At 28.5% G+C, this 16,874-nt stretch carries 15 protein-coding genes; 8 read left to right on the forward strand and 7 right to left on the reverse strand.

What is annotated here, in order from left to right; all coding sequences use genetic code 11:
• Nucleotides 1-103 precede the first annotated feature (103 nt).
• Together KGF41_RS06330 and KGF41_RS06335 are read right to left on the reverse strand one after the other, a co-directional pair.
• Nucleotides 104-754, reverse strand: coding sequence for a diphthine--ammonia ligase (locus KGF41_RS06330; protein ID WP_227827287.1), 651 nt, complete (start codon nt 752-754; stop codon nt 104-106).
• 90 nt (nt 755-844) lie between these two features.
• Nucleotides 845-1,273, reverse strand: a complete 429-nt coding sequence (locus tag KGF41_RS06335) for a DMT family transporter (protein ID WP_227827286.1) — start codon at nt 1,271-1,273, stop codon at nt 845-847.
• A gap of 152 nt (nt 1,274-1,425) precedes the next feature.
• Between KGF41_RS06335 and KGF41_RS06340 the strand changes: the two genes are divergently transcribed.
• On the forward strand, nt 1,426-1,974 hold the full coding sequence (locus tag KGF41_RS06340; RefSeq protein WP_227856512.1) for a DUF308 domain-containing protein: 549 nt from the start codon (nt 1,426-1,428) through the stop codon (nt 1,972-1,974).
• A 118-nt stretch (nt 1,975-2,092) separates the two neighbouring features.
• A complete protein-coding gene (locus tag KGF41_RS06345; protein ID WP_227827284.1) occupies nt 2,093-3,034 on the forward strand; it encodes a TIGR01212 family radical SAM protein in 942 nt (313 codons plus the stop codon).
• Between the two features lie 188 nt (nt 3,035-3,222).
• On the opposite strand, the gene KGF41_RS06350 is transcribed toward KGF41_RS06345, so the two are convergent.
• The gene (locus KGF41_RS06350) at nt 3,223-4,167 is read right to left on the reverse strand and encodes a DMT family transporter (RefSeq protein WP_227850174.1); all 945 of its coding nucleotides are present in this window, start codon (nt 4,165-4,167) and stop codon (nt 3,223-3,225) included.
• A 325-nt stretch (nt 4,168-4,492) separates the two neighbouring features.
• Between KGF41_RS06350 and KGF41_RS06355 the strand changes: the two genes are divergently transcribed.
• Together KGF41_RS06355 and KGF41_RS06360 are read left to right on the forward strand one after the other, a co-directional pair.
• Nucleotides 4,493-5,914 carry a sigma-54 interaction domain-containing protein gene (locus KGF41_RS06355; RefSeq protein ID WP_227850173.1) on the forward strand — a complete coding sequence of 474 codons (1,422 nt, stop codon included), beginning with the start codon at nt 4,493-4,495 and terminating at the stop codon, nt 5,912-5,914.
• Nucleotides 5,915-6,113: 199 nt separating this feature from the next.
• The gene (locus KGF41_RS06360; RefSeq protein ID WP_227827281.1) at nt 6,114-6,698 is read left to right on the forward strand and encodes a zinc dependent phospholipase C family protein; all 585 of its coding nucleotides are present in this window, start codon (nt 6,114-6,116) and stop codon (nt 6,696-6,698) included.
• A gap of 192 nt (nt 6,699-6,890) precedes the next feature.
• Here KGF41_RS06360 and KGF41_RS06365 read toward each other — a convergent pair whose 3' ends face one another.
• On the reverse strand, nt 6,891-7,670 hold the full coding sequence (locus tag KGF41_RS06365) for an HAD family hydrolase (RefSeq protein WP_227827280.1): 780 nt from the start codon (nt 7,668-7,670) through the stop codon (nt 6,891-6,893).
• A gap of 69 nt (nt 7,671-7,739) precedes the next feature.
• The gene (locus tag KGF41_RS06370; protein WP_227827279.1) at nt 7,740-8,996 is read right to left on the reverse strand and encodes a competence/damage-inducible protein A; all 1,257 of its coding nucleotides are present in this window, start codon (nt 8,994-8,996) and stop codon (nt 7,740-7,742) included.
• Nucleotides 8,997-9,255: 259 nt separating this feature from the next.
• On the opposite strand from KGF41_RS06370, the gene KGF41_RS06375 reads away from it, so the two are divergent.
• The 4 genes from KGF41_RS06375 (at nt 9,256) to KGF41_RS06390 (ending at nt 14,436) form a co-directional block, all read left to right on the forward strand.
• Nucleotides 9,256-10,155: a D-alanine--D-alanine ligase gene (locus KGF41_RS06375; RefSeq protein ID WP_227827278.1), complete on the forward strand. Its 900-nt coding sequence runs from the start codon at nt 9,256-9,258 to the stop codon at nt 10,153-10,155.
• A 23-nt stretch (nt 10,156-10,178) separates the two neighbouring features.
• Nucleotides 10,179-11,627, forward strand: a complete 1,449-nt coding sequence (gene ddlR, locus KGF41_RS06380) for a transcriptional regulator DdlR (RefSeq protein WP_227827277.1) — start codon at nt 10,179-10,181, stop codon at nt 11,625-11,627.
• 81 nt (nt 11,628-11,708) lie between these two features.
• Nucleotides 11,709-12,491 (forward strand): M15 family metallopeptidase, encoded by a 783-nt coding sequence (locus tag KGF41_RS06385; RefSeq protein WP_227827276.1) that lies wholly within the window; start codon nt 11,709-11,711, stop codon nt 12,489-12,491.
• A gap of 25 nt (nt 12,492-12,516) precedes the next feature.
• Nucleotides 12,517-14,436: an ABC-F family ATP-binding cassette domain-containing protein gene (locus KGF41_RS06390; protein ID WP_227827480.1), complete on the forward strand. Its 1,920-nt coding sequence runs from the start codon at nt 12,517-12,519 to the stop codon at nt 14,434-14,436.
• Between the two features lie 146 nt (nt 14,437-14,582).
• Here KGF41_RS06390 and KGF41_RS06395 read toward each other — a convergent pair whose 3' ends face one another.
• Both KGF41_RS06395 and KGF41_RS06400 read right to left on the reverse strand, forming a co-directional pair.
• A complete protein-coding gene (locus KGF41_RS06395; RefSeq protein ID WP_227827275.1) occupies nt 14,583-14,936 on the reverse strand; it encodes a PqqD family protein in 354 nt (117 codons plus the stop codon).
• Nucleotides 14,923-16,851 carry an OPT family oligopeptide transporter gene (locus KGF41_RS06400; RefSeq protein ID WP_227827274.1) on the reverse strand — a complete coding sequence of 643 codons (1,929 nt, stop codon included), beginning with the start codon at nt 16,849-16,851 and terminating at the stop codon, nt 14,923-14,925. Before KGF41_RS06400 ends, KGF41_RS06395 begins: the two co-directional genes overlap by 14 nt.
• Nucleotides 16,852-16,874: the final 23 nt, after the last annotated feature.

Below are 16,874 nucleotides of genomic sequence, written 5' to 3' on the forward strand. Positions count from 1 at the left end.
AGAAATAATAATGTATAAAATAAAGAATACCTATTATACAATCTTGCAAACATCGATACTTTGCATACATTAAGATTGTATAATAGGTATTTTATTTATGTACTTATTTTATTTCTAAATAGCCATAACCATCTTTTATTACATTTCCTTTTACTTCATATTCTACAGGAGTTCTAAATACTGGTCCATCTACTACAAATGTATGATACTCTCCATGCTCTCCACATGGGTCTGAGCCTGTTTCTTTTATCTTTTTCACAAGTTCTCTAGTTAATTTTTTTCCTAAAAATTCCTCTCCTAAATACTTTAAGTTTACTTTTGTTATGACGCTACAAAATCCACTATCTATAAATTCATATACCAATTCCTCTCTGCTTTCTTGCCACAATGGTAGTTCTACCTTCATCCCAACTGCATCACATCTGTCAGAGTCCCATTTTTTGTGACTTTCTATATCTATATCTCCATATGCACATATTGTTGCTCCCATGTTTTTAGCTTTTATTAAAGCTCTCTCAAAACTCTCTTCATACCCTTCTACTCCACATTCAGCAACTAACAGAGGTAGTCCGATACTATCACTTACTTGTTTAAGCATCTTATGCTCTAAGTTATGAGTCCATGATTTTCCATGTTCTTCACTTATAGTTGTCAAGAGTGCCACAGGCTTATATCCTTTTTCCAACATTCTATTTAATGCTAATATACTATCTTTACCACCACTAAATGACATTACAAATTTTTCATCAGCCATTCCTAACACCTCTTTCTTTTAACTTTACTTACTATCCTAATTATACCAAATTTTTAAGTTATATAGCAAATTATATGGTATTTTAAATCATTAGTTTACTATAAAGAATGTACCTAAAATTAAAAGTATAACCCCTATGTATTTGTATAAATGCATTGTTTCTTGTCCCAAAATCACGCTATCAATAAAAAAGCCGATTAGAACCTGAGATACAAGTGTTAATATAAGTGTATTTGATACCCCTAAGTTTGGAATTGCTTTTACTGTAAAATATATTATTAGCCCTCCAAATACTCCTCCTAACAATAACTTATAATTAAAATCATTTAAAGATACTAAACATTTTAAATCCCCAGCAACTATTATGCTTGCTAAAAAAAATATTGCTCCTACAGTCAAACTTATAAATGTGGCAACCAATGCTGTTGTACTCTTACCTAGTTCTCCATTTATAAAAGCTTCAAGAGCAGTAGACCCACCTGCCAATAATGCAAATATTATTGCCCATAATTTTGTCATGGACAAACCTCCTCCTATATAATTCTATTAATAAGAGTTTATGATACAATCTATTAATTAATTACTAAGTAGAGTTTTATTTTTATACTATGTGGCTTTATTTGAATATAAATTTCTGTTATAATTGTTCTATTGATTTTGGAGGTGATTTTATGTATACAAATTTTAATATCAATTTTGATAACTTTAATAAAAAAGAAAATGCTACTAAATTTATGATAATGGGAGTGTTACTTGTTATATTGGGATTCTTGTGCATTACGTTTAAGACTCTAGGTATAAAATTAATCTCTTGGACTTTTGGTGTTGCACTTTTATTCTTTGCATATTTAAATCTTAAAAACATCAATGAGTTAAAAAGATATGCTGCTAAAGAAGAAATTAAACCGTCTACCAATGTTCAATGGATTCTAATAGTTACATGTATACTACTTTTTGTATTTCCTCAAAAAATACAGAGTATTTTCTCATTACTTTTGGGATTTTATTTAATTTTTAATCAGCTTGTAGTATTTGTAAATAGTAAAAATAATCCATATTCTAAGTTTACAACTTGGAATATAGTTAAAACTTTATTTGGTATATGCCTTATATTGTCACCACTATTTTTATCTAGATTTATAGTCTCAATAATGTCATTTTTCATAATATTATTTGGACTTGCTCTATTTTTTTCTGGAAACAAATCTAGAAAATATTAATTATTTTATTGCTTTATTTTACCTTACTTAAAATAGAATTTGTTTAAGTCACCTATTTGTGGTAATATGTTTTTTGTACAAATTTAATGTACAATTTTATTAGAAATAGGTGATTACTTTGGATAAATTTAAATATGCTTTTGATAATAAAAGATATCATACTTGGAATTACTACCTTAGAAATACATTTGGAGAAAAAGTCTTTAAAGTATCAATAAATGCAGGATTTACTTGCCCAAATATTGACGGAAGTATTGGCTATGGTGGTTGTACTTATTGCAGTAAAGAAGGTTCAGGCGACTTTGCTGGAAATCCTAAGGATAATCTTATTAATCAATTTTATAATATAAGAGAAATGATGTTAAAAAAATGGCCTCATGCTAAATATATTGGCTATTTTCAAGCTTATACAAATACTTATGCACCTCTTGAGATTTTAAAAGAGAAATATGAAACTATACTATCTCTTGATGATGTTATAGGTCTTTCAATCTCAACAAGGCCTGACTGTTTGCCAGATGATGTAGTCGATTATCTATCCGAACTTAATGAAAGAACTAATCTATGGGTTGAACTTGGACTTCAGACAATTCATGATTCTACATCTAAAATTATAAATAGAGGACATGATTATAAAGCATTTGTTGAAGGTGTTGAAAAATTAAAGGCTAAAAATATAAAAGTAGTTGTACACATTATAAATGGTCTACCTGGTGAAGATTATAATATGATGATGGAAACTGCTAAGGCAGTCGGCAAAATGAATGTAGATGGTATAAAAATACATCTATTACATGTTATAAAAGATACTCCGATGGAGAAAATGCTTCAAAATGGGATGTTAACTCTTATGAGCCAAGATGAATACATTAATCTTGTTTGTGACCAACTAGAAATATTACCTGAAACTATGATAATTCATAGACTTACTGGTGATGGTAAAAGAGATGAACTTGTTGGACCTTTATGGAGTTTAAAAAAATGGGAGATTTTAAATCAAATTGATGATACATTAAAATCTCGAAAGTCCTATCAGGGATGTAAATTTATTCAAGATTAAATAATGATTAACATATTAAATAGTGATTAAAGATAACATAATAACTATAGATATATTTATAGAAAATATAAATATATCTATAGTTATTTTATTCTATAGTTATTTTATTGTTCACAAATCAAATTTCATATTAAAAATTACAATAAAAAATACTCCTATACAAATGTACAAGGGCAAAATATATAGTCTTAAATACTTTCTGTTTTTTCAGTTTGTTTTAATTTATTAGACTTATAAAACATTTTTATTCCATCATAAGAAAGATTAAGTGCTATTACAGCTGATATCAACATTAGCATCACTCCAAACAGCTTTCCTATAGAAAAATTTTCTCCTAACATAGTGCCTCCAATTATAACAGAACCAACTAATTCTACTGATGCTACAACACCTGCAACAGATAGCTCTACACCTTTAGATATACCTGCTGCATAAAAAATATATGCAAGTGCTGCTGGAACAACTCCTAACATCAACATACAAGATAAAATATTTAAATCTTTAGCATAATTTAATATTTCCCATGGTCTAGCAGAAGGAATCATAAATATCGCTCCAAATAAAAAGCTGTAAACTAATATTGTTGAACTTGAAAATTCCTTTAAAGCATTCTTACTAATAGTTGGCATAAGTGCATACGCTATTGCAGATAATATTCCAAGTAATAAGCCCATAGTACTTAAGTTTTGAAAATTCAAACTTCCACCAGTTACTGCCATAATAGCACCAATAAAGCAAAAAATCAGCGAAAATATTTTACTTTTAGTAATACTCTCTTTATAAAAAAATTTTGAAAATACAGCTAAAAACAATGGCGATGTATACAATAAAACTGCTGATACAGATACACCTACAGTATCAATAGCTTTAAAGTAACATAAATTAAACATAGCTTGACATATAATTCCTATTATTACTGAATAAATAATTCCTTTTTTGTTTATTTTTAAAATATGTGGTGTTCTTATAGCTGAATAAACACCTAAAACTATAAATCCAAAAAATAATCTTGTAAATGCTACTTGTTCTGATGTCAGCCCATTTCCCATCAAAAACTTTCCAAACAACCCAAGTGTAGCCCATAAGATTCCTGCTGTTGCTATAAATACATACCCTTTACTTTTTTCTCCCATCTTAAATACCCCTCTACTATTATTTAGTCAATACACATCATTTTTATCAAGCAAAAAACATGCCACTTTTATTTTATTTATATCGACACTAAAAACTTAGAATTTGCAACAATATTACTAGTTTTTCAACTTTTCTATAGTAATTTCAAGTATATTTTAAGTTGATTTAGACTCGTTTTAACTGTAAAATAAGTTATATATAACTTATTTAAAGTTAAAATAGACTGAAATTTATGTATTATATAAAGATTATACTTTTAATTATATTTAATAAATTAAACCTATTTTAATATATCATTAAAAATTTAGGGGGGAAATAGGGAAAATGAATTTAGATTTAGAGTTTTATAAAAAAATATTAGAGGCTTCTCATGATGAAATATGTGCATCTGATGATAAAGGTATAATAATATATTGTAATAAGGCATTTGAAGAAAATTATGGTCTAAAAAAAGAGGATATTTTAGGGAAAAACGTTTCTTTCTTAGAAGAATCTGGATATTCAACAAAAAGCCCCATACCAGTGGTATTGAGAACAAAGTCTAAATTTTCACTTGAACAAGATACTCAAACAGGAAAAAAACTTATTATAACTGCAAGCCCTGTATTTGATGAAAACGGCGAGCTAGAATTCACTGTTGAAAATTGTAGAGATATAACTGAACTTAATAATATAAAAAATAAACTTGAAGACACAAAAAAACAAGTGAAAAAATACAAATCTGAGGTGGAAACACTATATAGAACAGCTCTTAGGATTGAAGACACAGTAATTATGGATGGTGTAGTCATGAGACCTATTATGAATACAGTCAACCATGTTTCTAAAACTGATGTAAGTGTACTATTATTAGGAGAATCTGGAACAGGAAAGAGTTCACTTGCTAGATATATACATCACAACAGCAACAGGGCAAGCGGTCCATTTATAACTATAAACTGTGCAACCATATCTCCACAACTACTTGAATCTGAACTTTTTGGATATACTTCAGGTGCTTTTACAGGTGCAAGTACCAAAGGTAAAGTTGGTCTTGTAGAATTGGCTAATGGAGGAACTCTTTTTTTAGACGAAATAGGTGATATACCACAAAATCTACAGGCAAAATTTTTACAATTGATACAAGATAGGACTTTTACTCCTGTTGGAAGTTTAAAAAATAAAAAAGTTGACATAAGAATTATATCTGCTACAAATGCTGACTTAATTTCTAAAGTAAAAGAAAAAAAATTTAGAGAAGATTTATATTATAGATTAAATGTTATAGAAATAAAACTCCCTCCACTTAGAGAAAGAAAAGATAATTTAGTAGAGATTATAAAATATTATTTTAATAGATATTCAAGTGACTTTAATCTAAACAAGACAATTTCAAAAGAAGCTATAAATATTATTGCAAACTACAGATTTCCAGGTAATATAAGAGAGTTACAGAATATAATTCAAAAAATCTTACTTACTTGTAGAGATAATCATATAACAACAGACGATTTACCAAATATACTCACTAAAAATGTAAATACTGTCAATAGTGGAAATAATTTTCCAACATATACAACTGACGTAGATAATTCTCTACCTATTGATTATAAAAACAAAAACTTTAACACTTTAATTATGGAGTATGAAAAAAATGTAATTTTAGATGCTTATGAAAAATTGGGCAGTTCTTATAAAGTAGCTAGACTCCTTGAAATTTCCCAATCTAAAGCTAATAGACTGATTAGAAAGTATACTAATACTTAATTTTAAATTTGATAAATAAAAACTTAACATTATTTACATATTGTAAATTTCGCCAATTACTGGTATTATGAATATGGTTGAAATTATTTAAATAAATGTGATTGACTTAATTTCATATATTTACCATTAAACTTTTATCATAAATATCATATCATAATAATATATTTAATAAGTCTAATAAACTATACGAGGTGTAAATATGTTAATGAATACCCATTTTATTATGGCAAAATCGATACTTAATAATATAGATGAAAATAAAACATTCTTTATAAGCGAAAAAAATTTTATATATGGTAATATAAAACCAGATGCTTTTTCTAAATACAAATTAAAAAAACATTATATGGATGAATCATTTAATATGGTTGCTTCTAAAATAAAATATCTGTGCAGTCTTACTATAGACAGCGTTTCTAAATATTTTTCAGTAAGTAGACTTAGTCAAGAGCTTGGTGTTATCTGCCACTTTTTATGCGATTTTTTCTGCTTAGCTCATAGTGAACGCTGGGAATTTAAGCATAGTTTGAACAAACATGTCACTTATGAAAGAGAACTTGGAGCATTTGCAAAGGATGTTGATTTATCTAAAATTAAAGGTAGTACTATAAATAACGGATTTGAAAAATTTTTTGTTAAACTTTACAATGAATACAAAAATAAAAGCGACTATATGAATGATTTAAAATTTTCAGCATATACTTGCAATAGTGTTATAAATTATATATTAGATTCTATTTTAGCTAATACAATAAAATCATACCATATAGCAAATTGTGGTTAACTTAAGAATTTTAAACTGACAATTAATACAATCAAAATGACTGCTCTACAGAATATAAAATCTAGTTTTATAATTCTCTTGAACAGTCATTTTTTATACTGAATAGGTAATACCTTATAAAATTTATTACTTAGTAAATCAACATACAAAAATAACTTACTAGTTTTTTATTACTTAACATCAATCTTATATCTAATTATTTATTTTTATTATAGCATCTATAGCACTTTTTACACTATCTACTACATAATTTGCACTTTGTTTTACTTCTTCTCTTGCCTTTGACATTACAAAACTGTATTTAAAACCTTCTAACATACAAATATCATTTGGAGAATCTCCAATAGTAGCAACTTCATCTGGATTTACATTCAGAGTTTTTATTACATGTTCTATACTACCTCTTTTTGATACACTTTTAGGAACTATGTTTAAAGTATAAGTACTAGAAAAATATATTTCCAACACTTCCCTAAACTCACGTTTTAAATATAACTCTATTCTAGACAACTCTTCTAAATTTTCAGAGCATATACCAATATTACCTATAAGATTATCAAAACTATCTCTTTTCTCAAAATCAGGGTCCACTATAAAATCACTAGAATAATGTCTAAAAGCTGTCGTATCACTATCTACAATTACATCTCCTTTATATTTAAAATACAATTGTGCATCAGTTGATTCAAATCTATCAATAACTTTTTTTACTAATTTATCATCTATAGTTTGCTTAAAAATCACATTATAATCTTTATCATGTATAAATGCGCCATTTTCACATATATAATAGCCATTCATATCTAAGCTCCCTTCAATAATATCACGAGCTTGTTTAAAAACCCTACCTGTAGCAACATTAAACTGTACTCCGCTTTTTTCTATTTCCTCAATTGCTGCTATGTCCTCTTTTGTTATAGCTCCATTTTCATATAAAGTTCCATCTAAATCACAAAATATATGTTTTATCATAAATTAAAAGCCTCCAAAAATGATTTTATATTATATCAATACTTTAAATATACCCAATATCATAATAATTTAAAGTTTTTCTAATTGTATTCTCAGTTCATTAAGTAAATCTCTAGTAGCTCTTAATCTTATCTTTCTTCTATCTCCATTAAATATATTTTTCTTCACTATTGTTTTTCCATTTATATATATTGCAGTATAAACAAGTCCTACAGGCTTTTCCTCGGTCCCTCCACCAGGTCCAGCTACTCCAGTTGTAGATATGCCTATATTAGCTCCAAACCCTTTAGCAATGCCCTCAGCCATTTCTATTGCTGTTTGCTCACTTACTGCTCCAAAGTCTTCTAAAGTTTCTTTTTTTACTCCCAATCTTTTCATTTTGGATTCATTAGAATATGTTACACATCCTTCAAGAAATACAGAAGATATTCCTGGATAGTTTATAAGAGATGAAGATACCAAACCTCCAGTACAAGATTCAGCCACTGCTATTGTTAAGTTTTTTTCTACAAGAAGCTTAGAAACAGCATCCTCTAATGCAGACTCTCCTTCAGATACTGAAATATCTCCTTCAGTATATACATATTTCCCTACTCTATCCTTTATCTTTTCTTCTACTGGTTTTATCAATTCAAAAGCTAGTTCTTCATTTTCAGCTTTTGCAGTTATTCTTATTGTAACTTCTAATTCCTTTGCATACAAAGCAACTGTTGGATTAGTTTGCTCATCAATTATATCTAAAATTTCCAATTCTAGATTTGACTCACCTATTCCATACAATCTTAAAGTTTTTGATACTAGCATTTCCTTTGTAAATTGTTGTAGGTAAGGTTTGACACTCTCATTAAACATTGCCTTCATTTCTCTTGGAGGTCCAGGTAGTACTATTATACTTTTATCATCTTTCTTTAAAATTGCTCCTGGTGCTGTTCCATTATTATTTTTTAATACTATAGCATCCTTTGGAAAATATACCTGTTTCATATTATTTTCAGCCATTTTCTTTCCTGTTTTAACAAAGAATGATTCTAAGACTTCTAATGATGGTTTATGTAATTCTAATTCTTGTCCAAAATACTCTGCTGCAGTTTCTTTTGTCATATCATCACCAGTTGGTCCAAGACCTCCTGTAGTAATTACTAAATCACTTCTTTTTAAGCTTTCATCAAAACATTCTAAGAGTCTCTGCTTATTGTCTCCAACTGTACTTTGATGATATACTTCTATTCCCAATGCTGCAAGTTCTTTAGCTAAAAATTGAGAATTCGTATTTACTATATCTCCCAACAATATCTCTGTTCCTACACTTATTATTTCTGCTTTCAAATTTTATCACTCCTTGATTTATAGCCATTAAGACTAGTCTTAAGTTCATACCACTAATTTTAGCAAAAATAAGAACATAAATAAAGTTAAAAAATCATTCAACTCTATCTGTAAGTTAGATTATCACTCTAAAACCACACATAATATAAACTTAGCATATAGTGGTACTTTCATCATCAACCATTAATTCATATAATTAAGTAAGTAAATTAAAAAATTTAATTTAAAAATAATAAAATTTAAAATAGGAGTGTATAATATGAAAATAGCAGTTATAATGGGTGGAATATCATCAGAGAGAGAAGTTTCTTTAAATTCAGGAAAAGAAATATATAATAACCTTGATAAAAGTAAATACGATGTTGTAAAGGTAATAATAGATGATAAAAGAGATATATTTACAAAAATACCAGAAGATACAGATTTTGCAGTACTAGCACTACATGGAAAATTTGGTGAAGATGGATGCATTCAATCAGTACTTGAGACTATGGATATACCATATTCTGGATGTGGACCTCTTTGTAGTGGAATGTGTATGGACAAAAATATCACTAAAAAAATGCTTAGAGATTCAGACCTTCCTACTGCTCCATGGGCTTTAGTAAAATCAGTTGATGAAATAAATTATGATGAGATAGATAAAATAGGATATCCAGTATTTATAAAACCAAATTCAGGAGGTTCAAGTGTTGCTACATTCTTTATTCATTCCAAAAATGAAGTTGAAGAAGCAGTTCGTAAAGGTTTAGAGGTTGATGAGTTTGTAATGATTGAAAAATATATACCAGGTGGAGAATATACTTCATTTATATTAAATGGCGAAGTATTTCCTACTATATCTATAAAATCAGACTCAGGATTCTTTGATTATGAAGCTAAGTACTCACTTGAAAAAGGAGCAAAAGAAGAAGTTGTTTATTTAGATGATGAACTCCAAAAAAGAGTAAATGAGATTTCTGAGACTTGTTGGAAAATTTTTAATTGCAAAGCATATGTAAGAGTTGATATGATTATAAGTGAAGGTATTCCTTATGTTCTTGAGCTAAATACTCTTCCTGGCATGACTAAAACTAGTTTAATACCTAGAAGTGCTGCTGCTAAAGGTCTTGAGTATAGCCAATTATTAGATAAACTTATAGAATACTCTTTAAATTAGATAATACAATTTGAGGTGGTAATTTGATATTTTCAAATCTAAGATTAAATGATAGTGAACCAATTTATATACAAATTAAAAATTATATAAGTGATATGATATCAAAAGGATTAATTCCAGACAATAGTAAGCTCCCTTCTACAAGGGAGCTTAGTCAGCTTTTACAAGTTAGTAGAAATTCCATAGTCTTAACTTATGAAGAACTAAAATCAGAAGGCTTAATCTACTCTGTTTCAGGAAAAGGTACATTTGTTAATTCAAAAAATAAATCTTCGAACACTACATGGTCTTTAAATTGGGATTGTTTAGAGAATACATACTCTAAAAAAGCTAATGAATTAGATATTATAAAAAGTGAAATACCTTGGAGCTCTAACCTAATATCATTTAAAAGTATATCTCCCGATGGAGATTTATTTGATATGGAGGAATTAAAAAAATCTTTTTTAAATAGAATCTCATTAGAAGGTCACAAACTACTTAACTATGGATATGCACAAGGTTATAAACCTCTTATTGACTATTTGCTGGAATATATGACAAATAAGGGGGTTGATATTAATAACAAAGATATATTAATTACAAATGGATTTACAGAAGGCTTTGATATTATTATGTCCTCTTTCACTCAAGAAAAAGACTATATAATCTGTGAAAATCCTACTCACAACACAGCTATAAAAATTATGAAGTCACACAATCTCAATATTTTAGGTGTGGATATATGTGAAAATGGTTTAGATTTCAATATTCTCGAAAATCGTTTAATTGAGTACAAAAATAAAATAAAATTTGCATATATTACTCCTTCTTATCATAATCCAACGGGAATTGTAATGACTCCTGAAAATAGATATAGATTCTATAACCTTATGAAAAAATACAATATAGCAATTATAGAAGATGGCTTTAATGAAGAGTTACTCTACAATAGTTCTCATATATTTCCCATCTGCTCTCTTGATAATATGAATAATGGCGTTGTGTATATTGGTAGTTTTTCAAAAATTTTATTTCCTGGAATGAGGATTGGATGGATATTTGCAGATAAAAAAGTTATAGATAAGTTAGAAAGTGTAAAAAGGTGCAGAAATATACATGTATCTTTTTTAGACCAAGGTATTTTATTTGATTATTTAAGTAATGGGGGATTTGAAAAATACGTAAAAAAAATACGTAAATTCTATGGGGATAAATTTAACTTCGCCTATGAATGTGTAAAAAAATATATACAAACGGAATATATCTTAGGTGATGGTGGCTTGCATATATTTATAAAGCTTAAGAATATAGATACTAGAAAGTTACTAGAAAAATGTTATAAAAAAAATGTTATCTTCATGCCTGGAGATTTATTCTTTACAGATGGCTCTGGTTCTGACACTTTAAGACTTGGATTTTCGAGACTCTCTTTTGAGGATATTGAAACTGGTATAAAAATAATAGGAGAAACTATATATGAAATGTCCTAGGTTAACTAAATATTGTTAGCCTAGTTTATTTTTATGAGGTATAATATATATAGTTTATATGAATCTAACATGGGGGATAATATGAGTAAAAAGTCAAAACGAAAGAAGATTAATAAATTAAAACTAACAATTGTAATAACTGTATTATTTCTTGCCTTACTATCTATATATGAGATATTTTTCTCTAAATCCAACAAAAAAGATAATATAAAAAGTCAAGAAACTATGCAAGATAAAAATAATACAACAGATGATTCTAAAAATAATCAAAACTCTACTAAAAAGCAGGAAGATAACAATATTAAGCCTACTTTTTCATCTTCTTCAATACCAGATAATATAAAAAACAAAATGATTGGTAAATCTATGCCTTCTGATGAACCTATAAGCTTTGATAGTTTATCTTACTTGAAACTTACCTACTACGGATTTGATGAAAAAACTCATCAAGGTGAAATGATAGTAAATAGTGAACTAGCTCCAGAAGTTGTCGATATTTTTAAAGAATTATATGAAAAAAAATATCCAATTGAAAAAATTAAATTAATAGATGATTATGACGCTGTAGATGAAAAATCTATGTCTGATAATAATACATCTGCATTTTGTTATAGAACTGTAGCTGGTACAAATACTGTCTCAAATCATGGTAAAGGACGAGCCATAGATATAAATCCATTGCAAAACCCACATGTTTCTGGAGACAATATTAGCCCTAAGGTAAGCACTGTTTATGCAGATAGGTCTACTTTAAAATTTGGAATGATAAAAAAGGGTGATGATTGTTATAATGCTTTTGTAAGCAGAGGTTGGAGTTGGGGCGGATATTGGAAAAACCCAGATTACCAACATTTTGAAAAATAATAGATTAGAAATAAAGGTGAATTATATGAATTTAATGACATTGGAAAACATAAGTAAAAGCTATTCTGAAAAAAAATTACTTGAAAATATATCTCTTGGTATCAATGATGGAGAAAAAATAGGACTTATTGGTGTAAATGGTACTGGTAAATCTACTTTACTTAAAATTATTGCAGGAGCTGAAGAAAGTGAAACTGGCAATATAACAAAGGCTAATGGTACTAGAGTAGAATATCTTCCTCAAAACCCAACTTATAATGAAAATTCAACTGTTCTAGAACAAGTATTTAATGGGACTTCAGAAGAATTAAAACTACTTGGTAAGTATCAAGAAACTTTAGAAAAACTTAATTCTAATTTTACAGATGAACTAAATAAAAAGTTATTATCTATACATGAGAAGATAGATGCTTTAAATCTTTGGGATTTAGAAAGTGAAGCCAAATCTGTACTTACTAAGCTTGGTATAAATGATTTTAATCAAAAAATAATAGAGCTTTCTGGTGGTCAAAGAAAAAGAGTTTCTCTAGCCTCAGCTCTTATTACTCCTTGTGAGCTTTTAATACTAGATGAACCAACAAACCATCTAGATAATGATACCATCGATTGGCTTGAAGAATACCTAAATTCAAGAAAAGGTTCATTGCTTATGATAACTCATGATAGATATTTTTTAGACCGTGTTACAAATAGAATAATTGAATTAGATAAAGGTAGATTATTTAGCTATGATGGTAATTATTCAATATTTTTAGAAAAGAAAATGGAAAGACTTACATTAGAATCAAGTATGGAAGATAAACGACAGAATTTAATTAGAACAGAGCTTGCTTGGGTTAGACGTGGAGCTCAAGCTCGTAGTACAAAACAAAAAGCTCGTCTACAAAGATTTGATGAACTCGTAAATAGAGACTCTTTCAAACTTGATGAAAATATCGATATATCTGTTGCCTCAAGTAGACTTGGAAATAAAATAATAGAAATACACAATATATCTAAATCTTTTGAAGAAAATACAGTCATAGATAGCTTAGAATATACTTTAGCACGTACAGATAGAATTGGTATAATAGGTAAAAATGGTATGGGTAAATCAACTCTAATAAACATAATAAATGGGAAATTGGCCCCTGATAGTGGATATATCTCAATTGGAGAAACTGTAAAAATAGGTTGCTTTTCTCAAGATGATTCTCATATGGACATTAATATAAGGGCTATAGACTATGTAAAAGAAGCTAGCGATTATATAGAAACTTCTGATGGTACTAGGATTACAGCTTCTCAAATGTGTGAAAGATTCCTTTTTAATGGTACTATGCAGTATACTTTGATAGGTAAACTATCTGGTGGTGAAAGAAGAAGACTACACCTTCTTAGAATTCTTATGACAGCTCCTAATGTACTTCTTTTGGATGAGCCTACAAACGACTTAGATATTGAAACACTAAAAATATTAGAGGAATATCTTGATGAATTTAAAGGTGTAGTAATTACAGTATCACATGATAGATACTTCCTAGATAGAATCTGTAATAAAATATTCGCATATGAAGGAAATGGAAAAATTCATATTTATACAGGTAATTATAGTGACTATCTTATTTATAGAGAAATTCAAGGAATTGAATTTGAAGAGTCTAAAAAAGAATCACTTAAAAATGATGATTCAACTACTCCAAAAAAAGAAAAACCTAAAAATGATAAAAAACTTAAATTCTCATATAATGAGCAAAGAGAGTTTGAAAATATTGATTCTGACATAGAAAAACTTGAATCTAAAATTGCAAAACTTGATGAAAGTACTTCAAAATTTGCAACTGATTTTACTAAACTTCAAGAAATTTTAGATGAAAAATCAAAACTGGAAAAAGAACTTGAGTACAAATATGAAAGATGGGAATATCTAAATAATTTAGCTGACGAAATAGCTAATAATAAATAATATTAAAATATCTAAGTTTAGTGACCTTTACTTTAAGTTTATAAGTTATAAATATTTAAAAGAGCTATATGTCTTTAAAAACATATAGCTCTTTTATAACTATCTTCTAATTTTTATATTCAGATATATCCTATAATAATTCTTTCTTATATGTCTATATCCATTCTTTCAACATAGTGACAATTGACATCAATATGATTTAAAAAAACCAACAACCTTTCATAAAGTGGATGAGATTCTTCTCCATATTTGGATTCTAAGTTTTCACCTATTTCTCTAACAGTCTTTTGACCATCAATTTGTAAAAATACGAAACTAGAATATTCATCTAGCTCTATTTTTTTATATTTAGGTATTCTAGCTTTTAACTTTCTAAAAAATCTTTGAATCTTATGGTCCTGTTTTTCAAGTATAGTTACAATACTATTTTCATCTACTTCATATTCAAGTCCATCAGTAATTTTAAATACAATATCTAAAACATCATTACTCTTGCTCATTATTTTTTACTTTAGATAAAATAATAGGTAATGCTGTAAGTACAACTAGAACTACTAGTAAAGCAATTGCCATTGAATTTGTCGCAGCAAATCCACTTGGTACTTTTGGAGTTATAACTCCAGTTACTTGTAATATTATACCTATTAAACCAATGATAGATCCACCTGCAACAAGACCAGAAGATAAACTTATACCATTAGAAACTTTAGCTTCTTTTTCTTTTTCAGATTTAGATACTAATTCAACAAATAGACGAATTAATGCTCCAACTAATATTATAGAAGTTGTTGCTATTGGTAAATAGAATCCTATAGCTATAGTCATTATTGGTAATTTTAATGCATATAACACAATTGCCATAAATACTCCAACAATAATCATAACCCAAGGTAAACTACCTGACATAATACCAGAAGTTAATGTTGACATTAAGTTTGCTTGTGGTAATGCAAATTGTACATTATCACCAGTAGCTTTAAGTTGGTCAGAAAGTAATAAGATTACTCCTACAACAACTATAACACCAACTATACTTGCAATTGTGAAGTAACGTTGCATTTCGTTTTTACTACCACCAATGATGTAAGTTACTTTTTGAGATTGAGTATATCCTCCAGCTATAGCAATAGCAACAACTATAAATGACCCAAATAAAAGTAATGATTTATTAGCTTCTAAATCAGTCCATCCCATTACAACAAATACTAATGTTACAATAACTAAAGAAGCTATAGTCATACCAGAAACTGGAAGATTTGATGTTCCTATTGTTCCTGTTAAACGTCCAGCTACTATGACGAATAATAAAGATAATAAAAGAGATATGATAGCTCCAATAATTGCCATAGCAATGTTACCAGAAATTAAGAACGCTGCTAAGAATCCAACTACTACTCCACCTAATAAAAGTATCATTTGTATAGATGAACCTTCTTCTGCATCTCCAGTACTTGATTTAGCTTTAAGTGTTTCTTTTATAGAAGCGATTATAGTTGGAATAAGTTTTATTGCACCAATAATACCTCCACAAAGCATCATACCAGCACCTATATATTTTACATAACTACTAGATATAGCTCCAACATCCATTTGATTAAGAGGCATCGCAGGATTATTCCATACCATAGCTCCATCTTTAGCCATATCAGTAAAGTAACCTATTAAAGGTGCAATACCAAAGTTTGATAAGATACTTCCTGCAAACATTGTTAAAGAAACTTCAAGTCCTACTATAAACCCAATTCCTAAAAGTAGAGGGTTTACTTCAATATCAAATTTCCATTTGTAGAATTTACTTCCTACAAGACTCATTACATTGTTTGCTACATTTAAAAATGAACCAGTTAATACAGTGATAAATCCACTTATTACAAATCCAATTCCCATGTATTTAATTGAGTCTCCACCAGCCTCTGAAGCAACAAGTGTTTCAGATATAGCCATTGATTCTGGGTACATAAGTTTACCATGTTCTTCAACTATTAAATAATTGTGAACTATTGCTGCAACTCCTATACCAAAGAAAACACCACCAACTCCAACAGCTAAGCCTTCTAAAAATGTAATTTGGCTTCCAATTAAGATAACTGCTGGTAATACGAAAATGAATCCACTTGCAACAGATTCTCCACCACTTGACATACCTTGGATTAAATTCTTACCAAGAATACCCTTTTGACGAGCAAATGCTCCAACAAAAGCAGAACCTATTATAGCTCCTGGAATACCTGCTGCAACTGTAAGACCAGCTTTCATTCCAGAATAAGTTGTAGATGCGGCAAAAATGGCAGCTAAAATAATACCGATAATCAGTACAGCTACATTTCCACCGGTTCTGGACTTATCTGTGATGTATGGAACGTAATCTTTTCCACTAACCTCACCATAAGCTCCCTTAGGTAATTTTTTGTTCATAAAATTTTCACCCCTTTTCAGTT

It is taken from the genome of Clostridioides sp. ZZV14-6150 (assembly GCF_020657875.1).
In the GTDB taxonomy this organism is placed as follows: Bacteria; Bacillota; Clostridia; order Peptostreptococcales; family Peptostreptococcaceae; genus Clostridioides.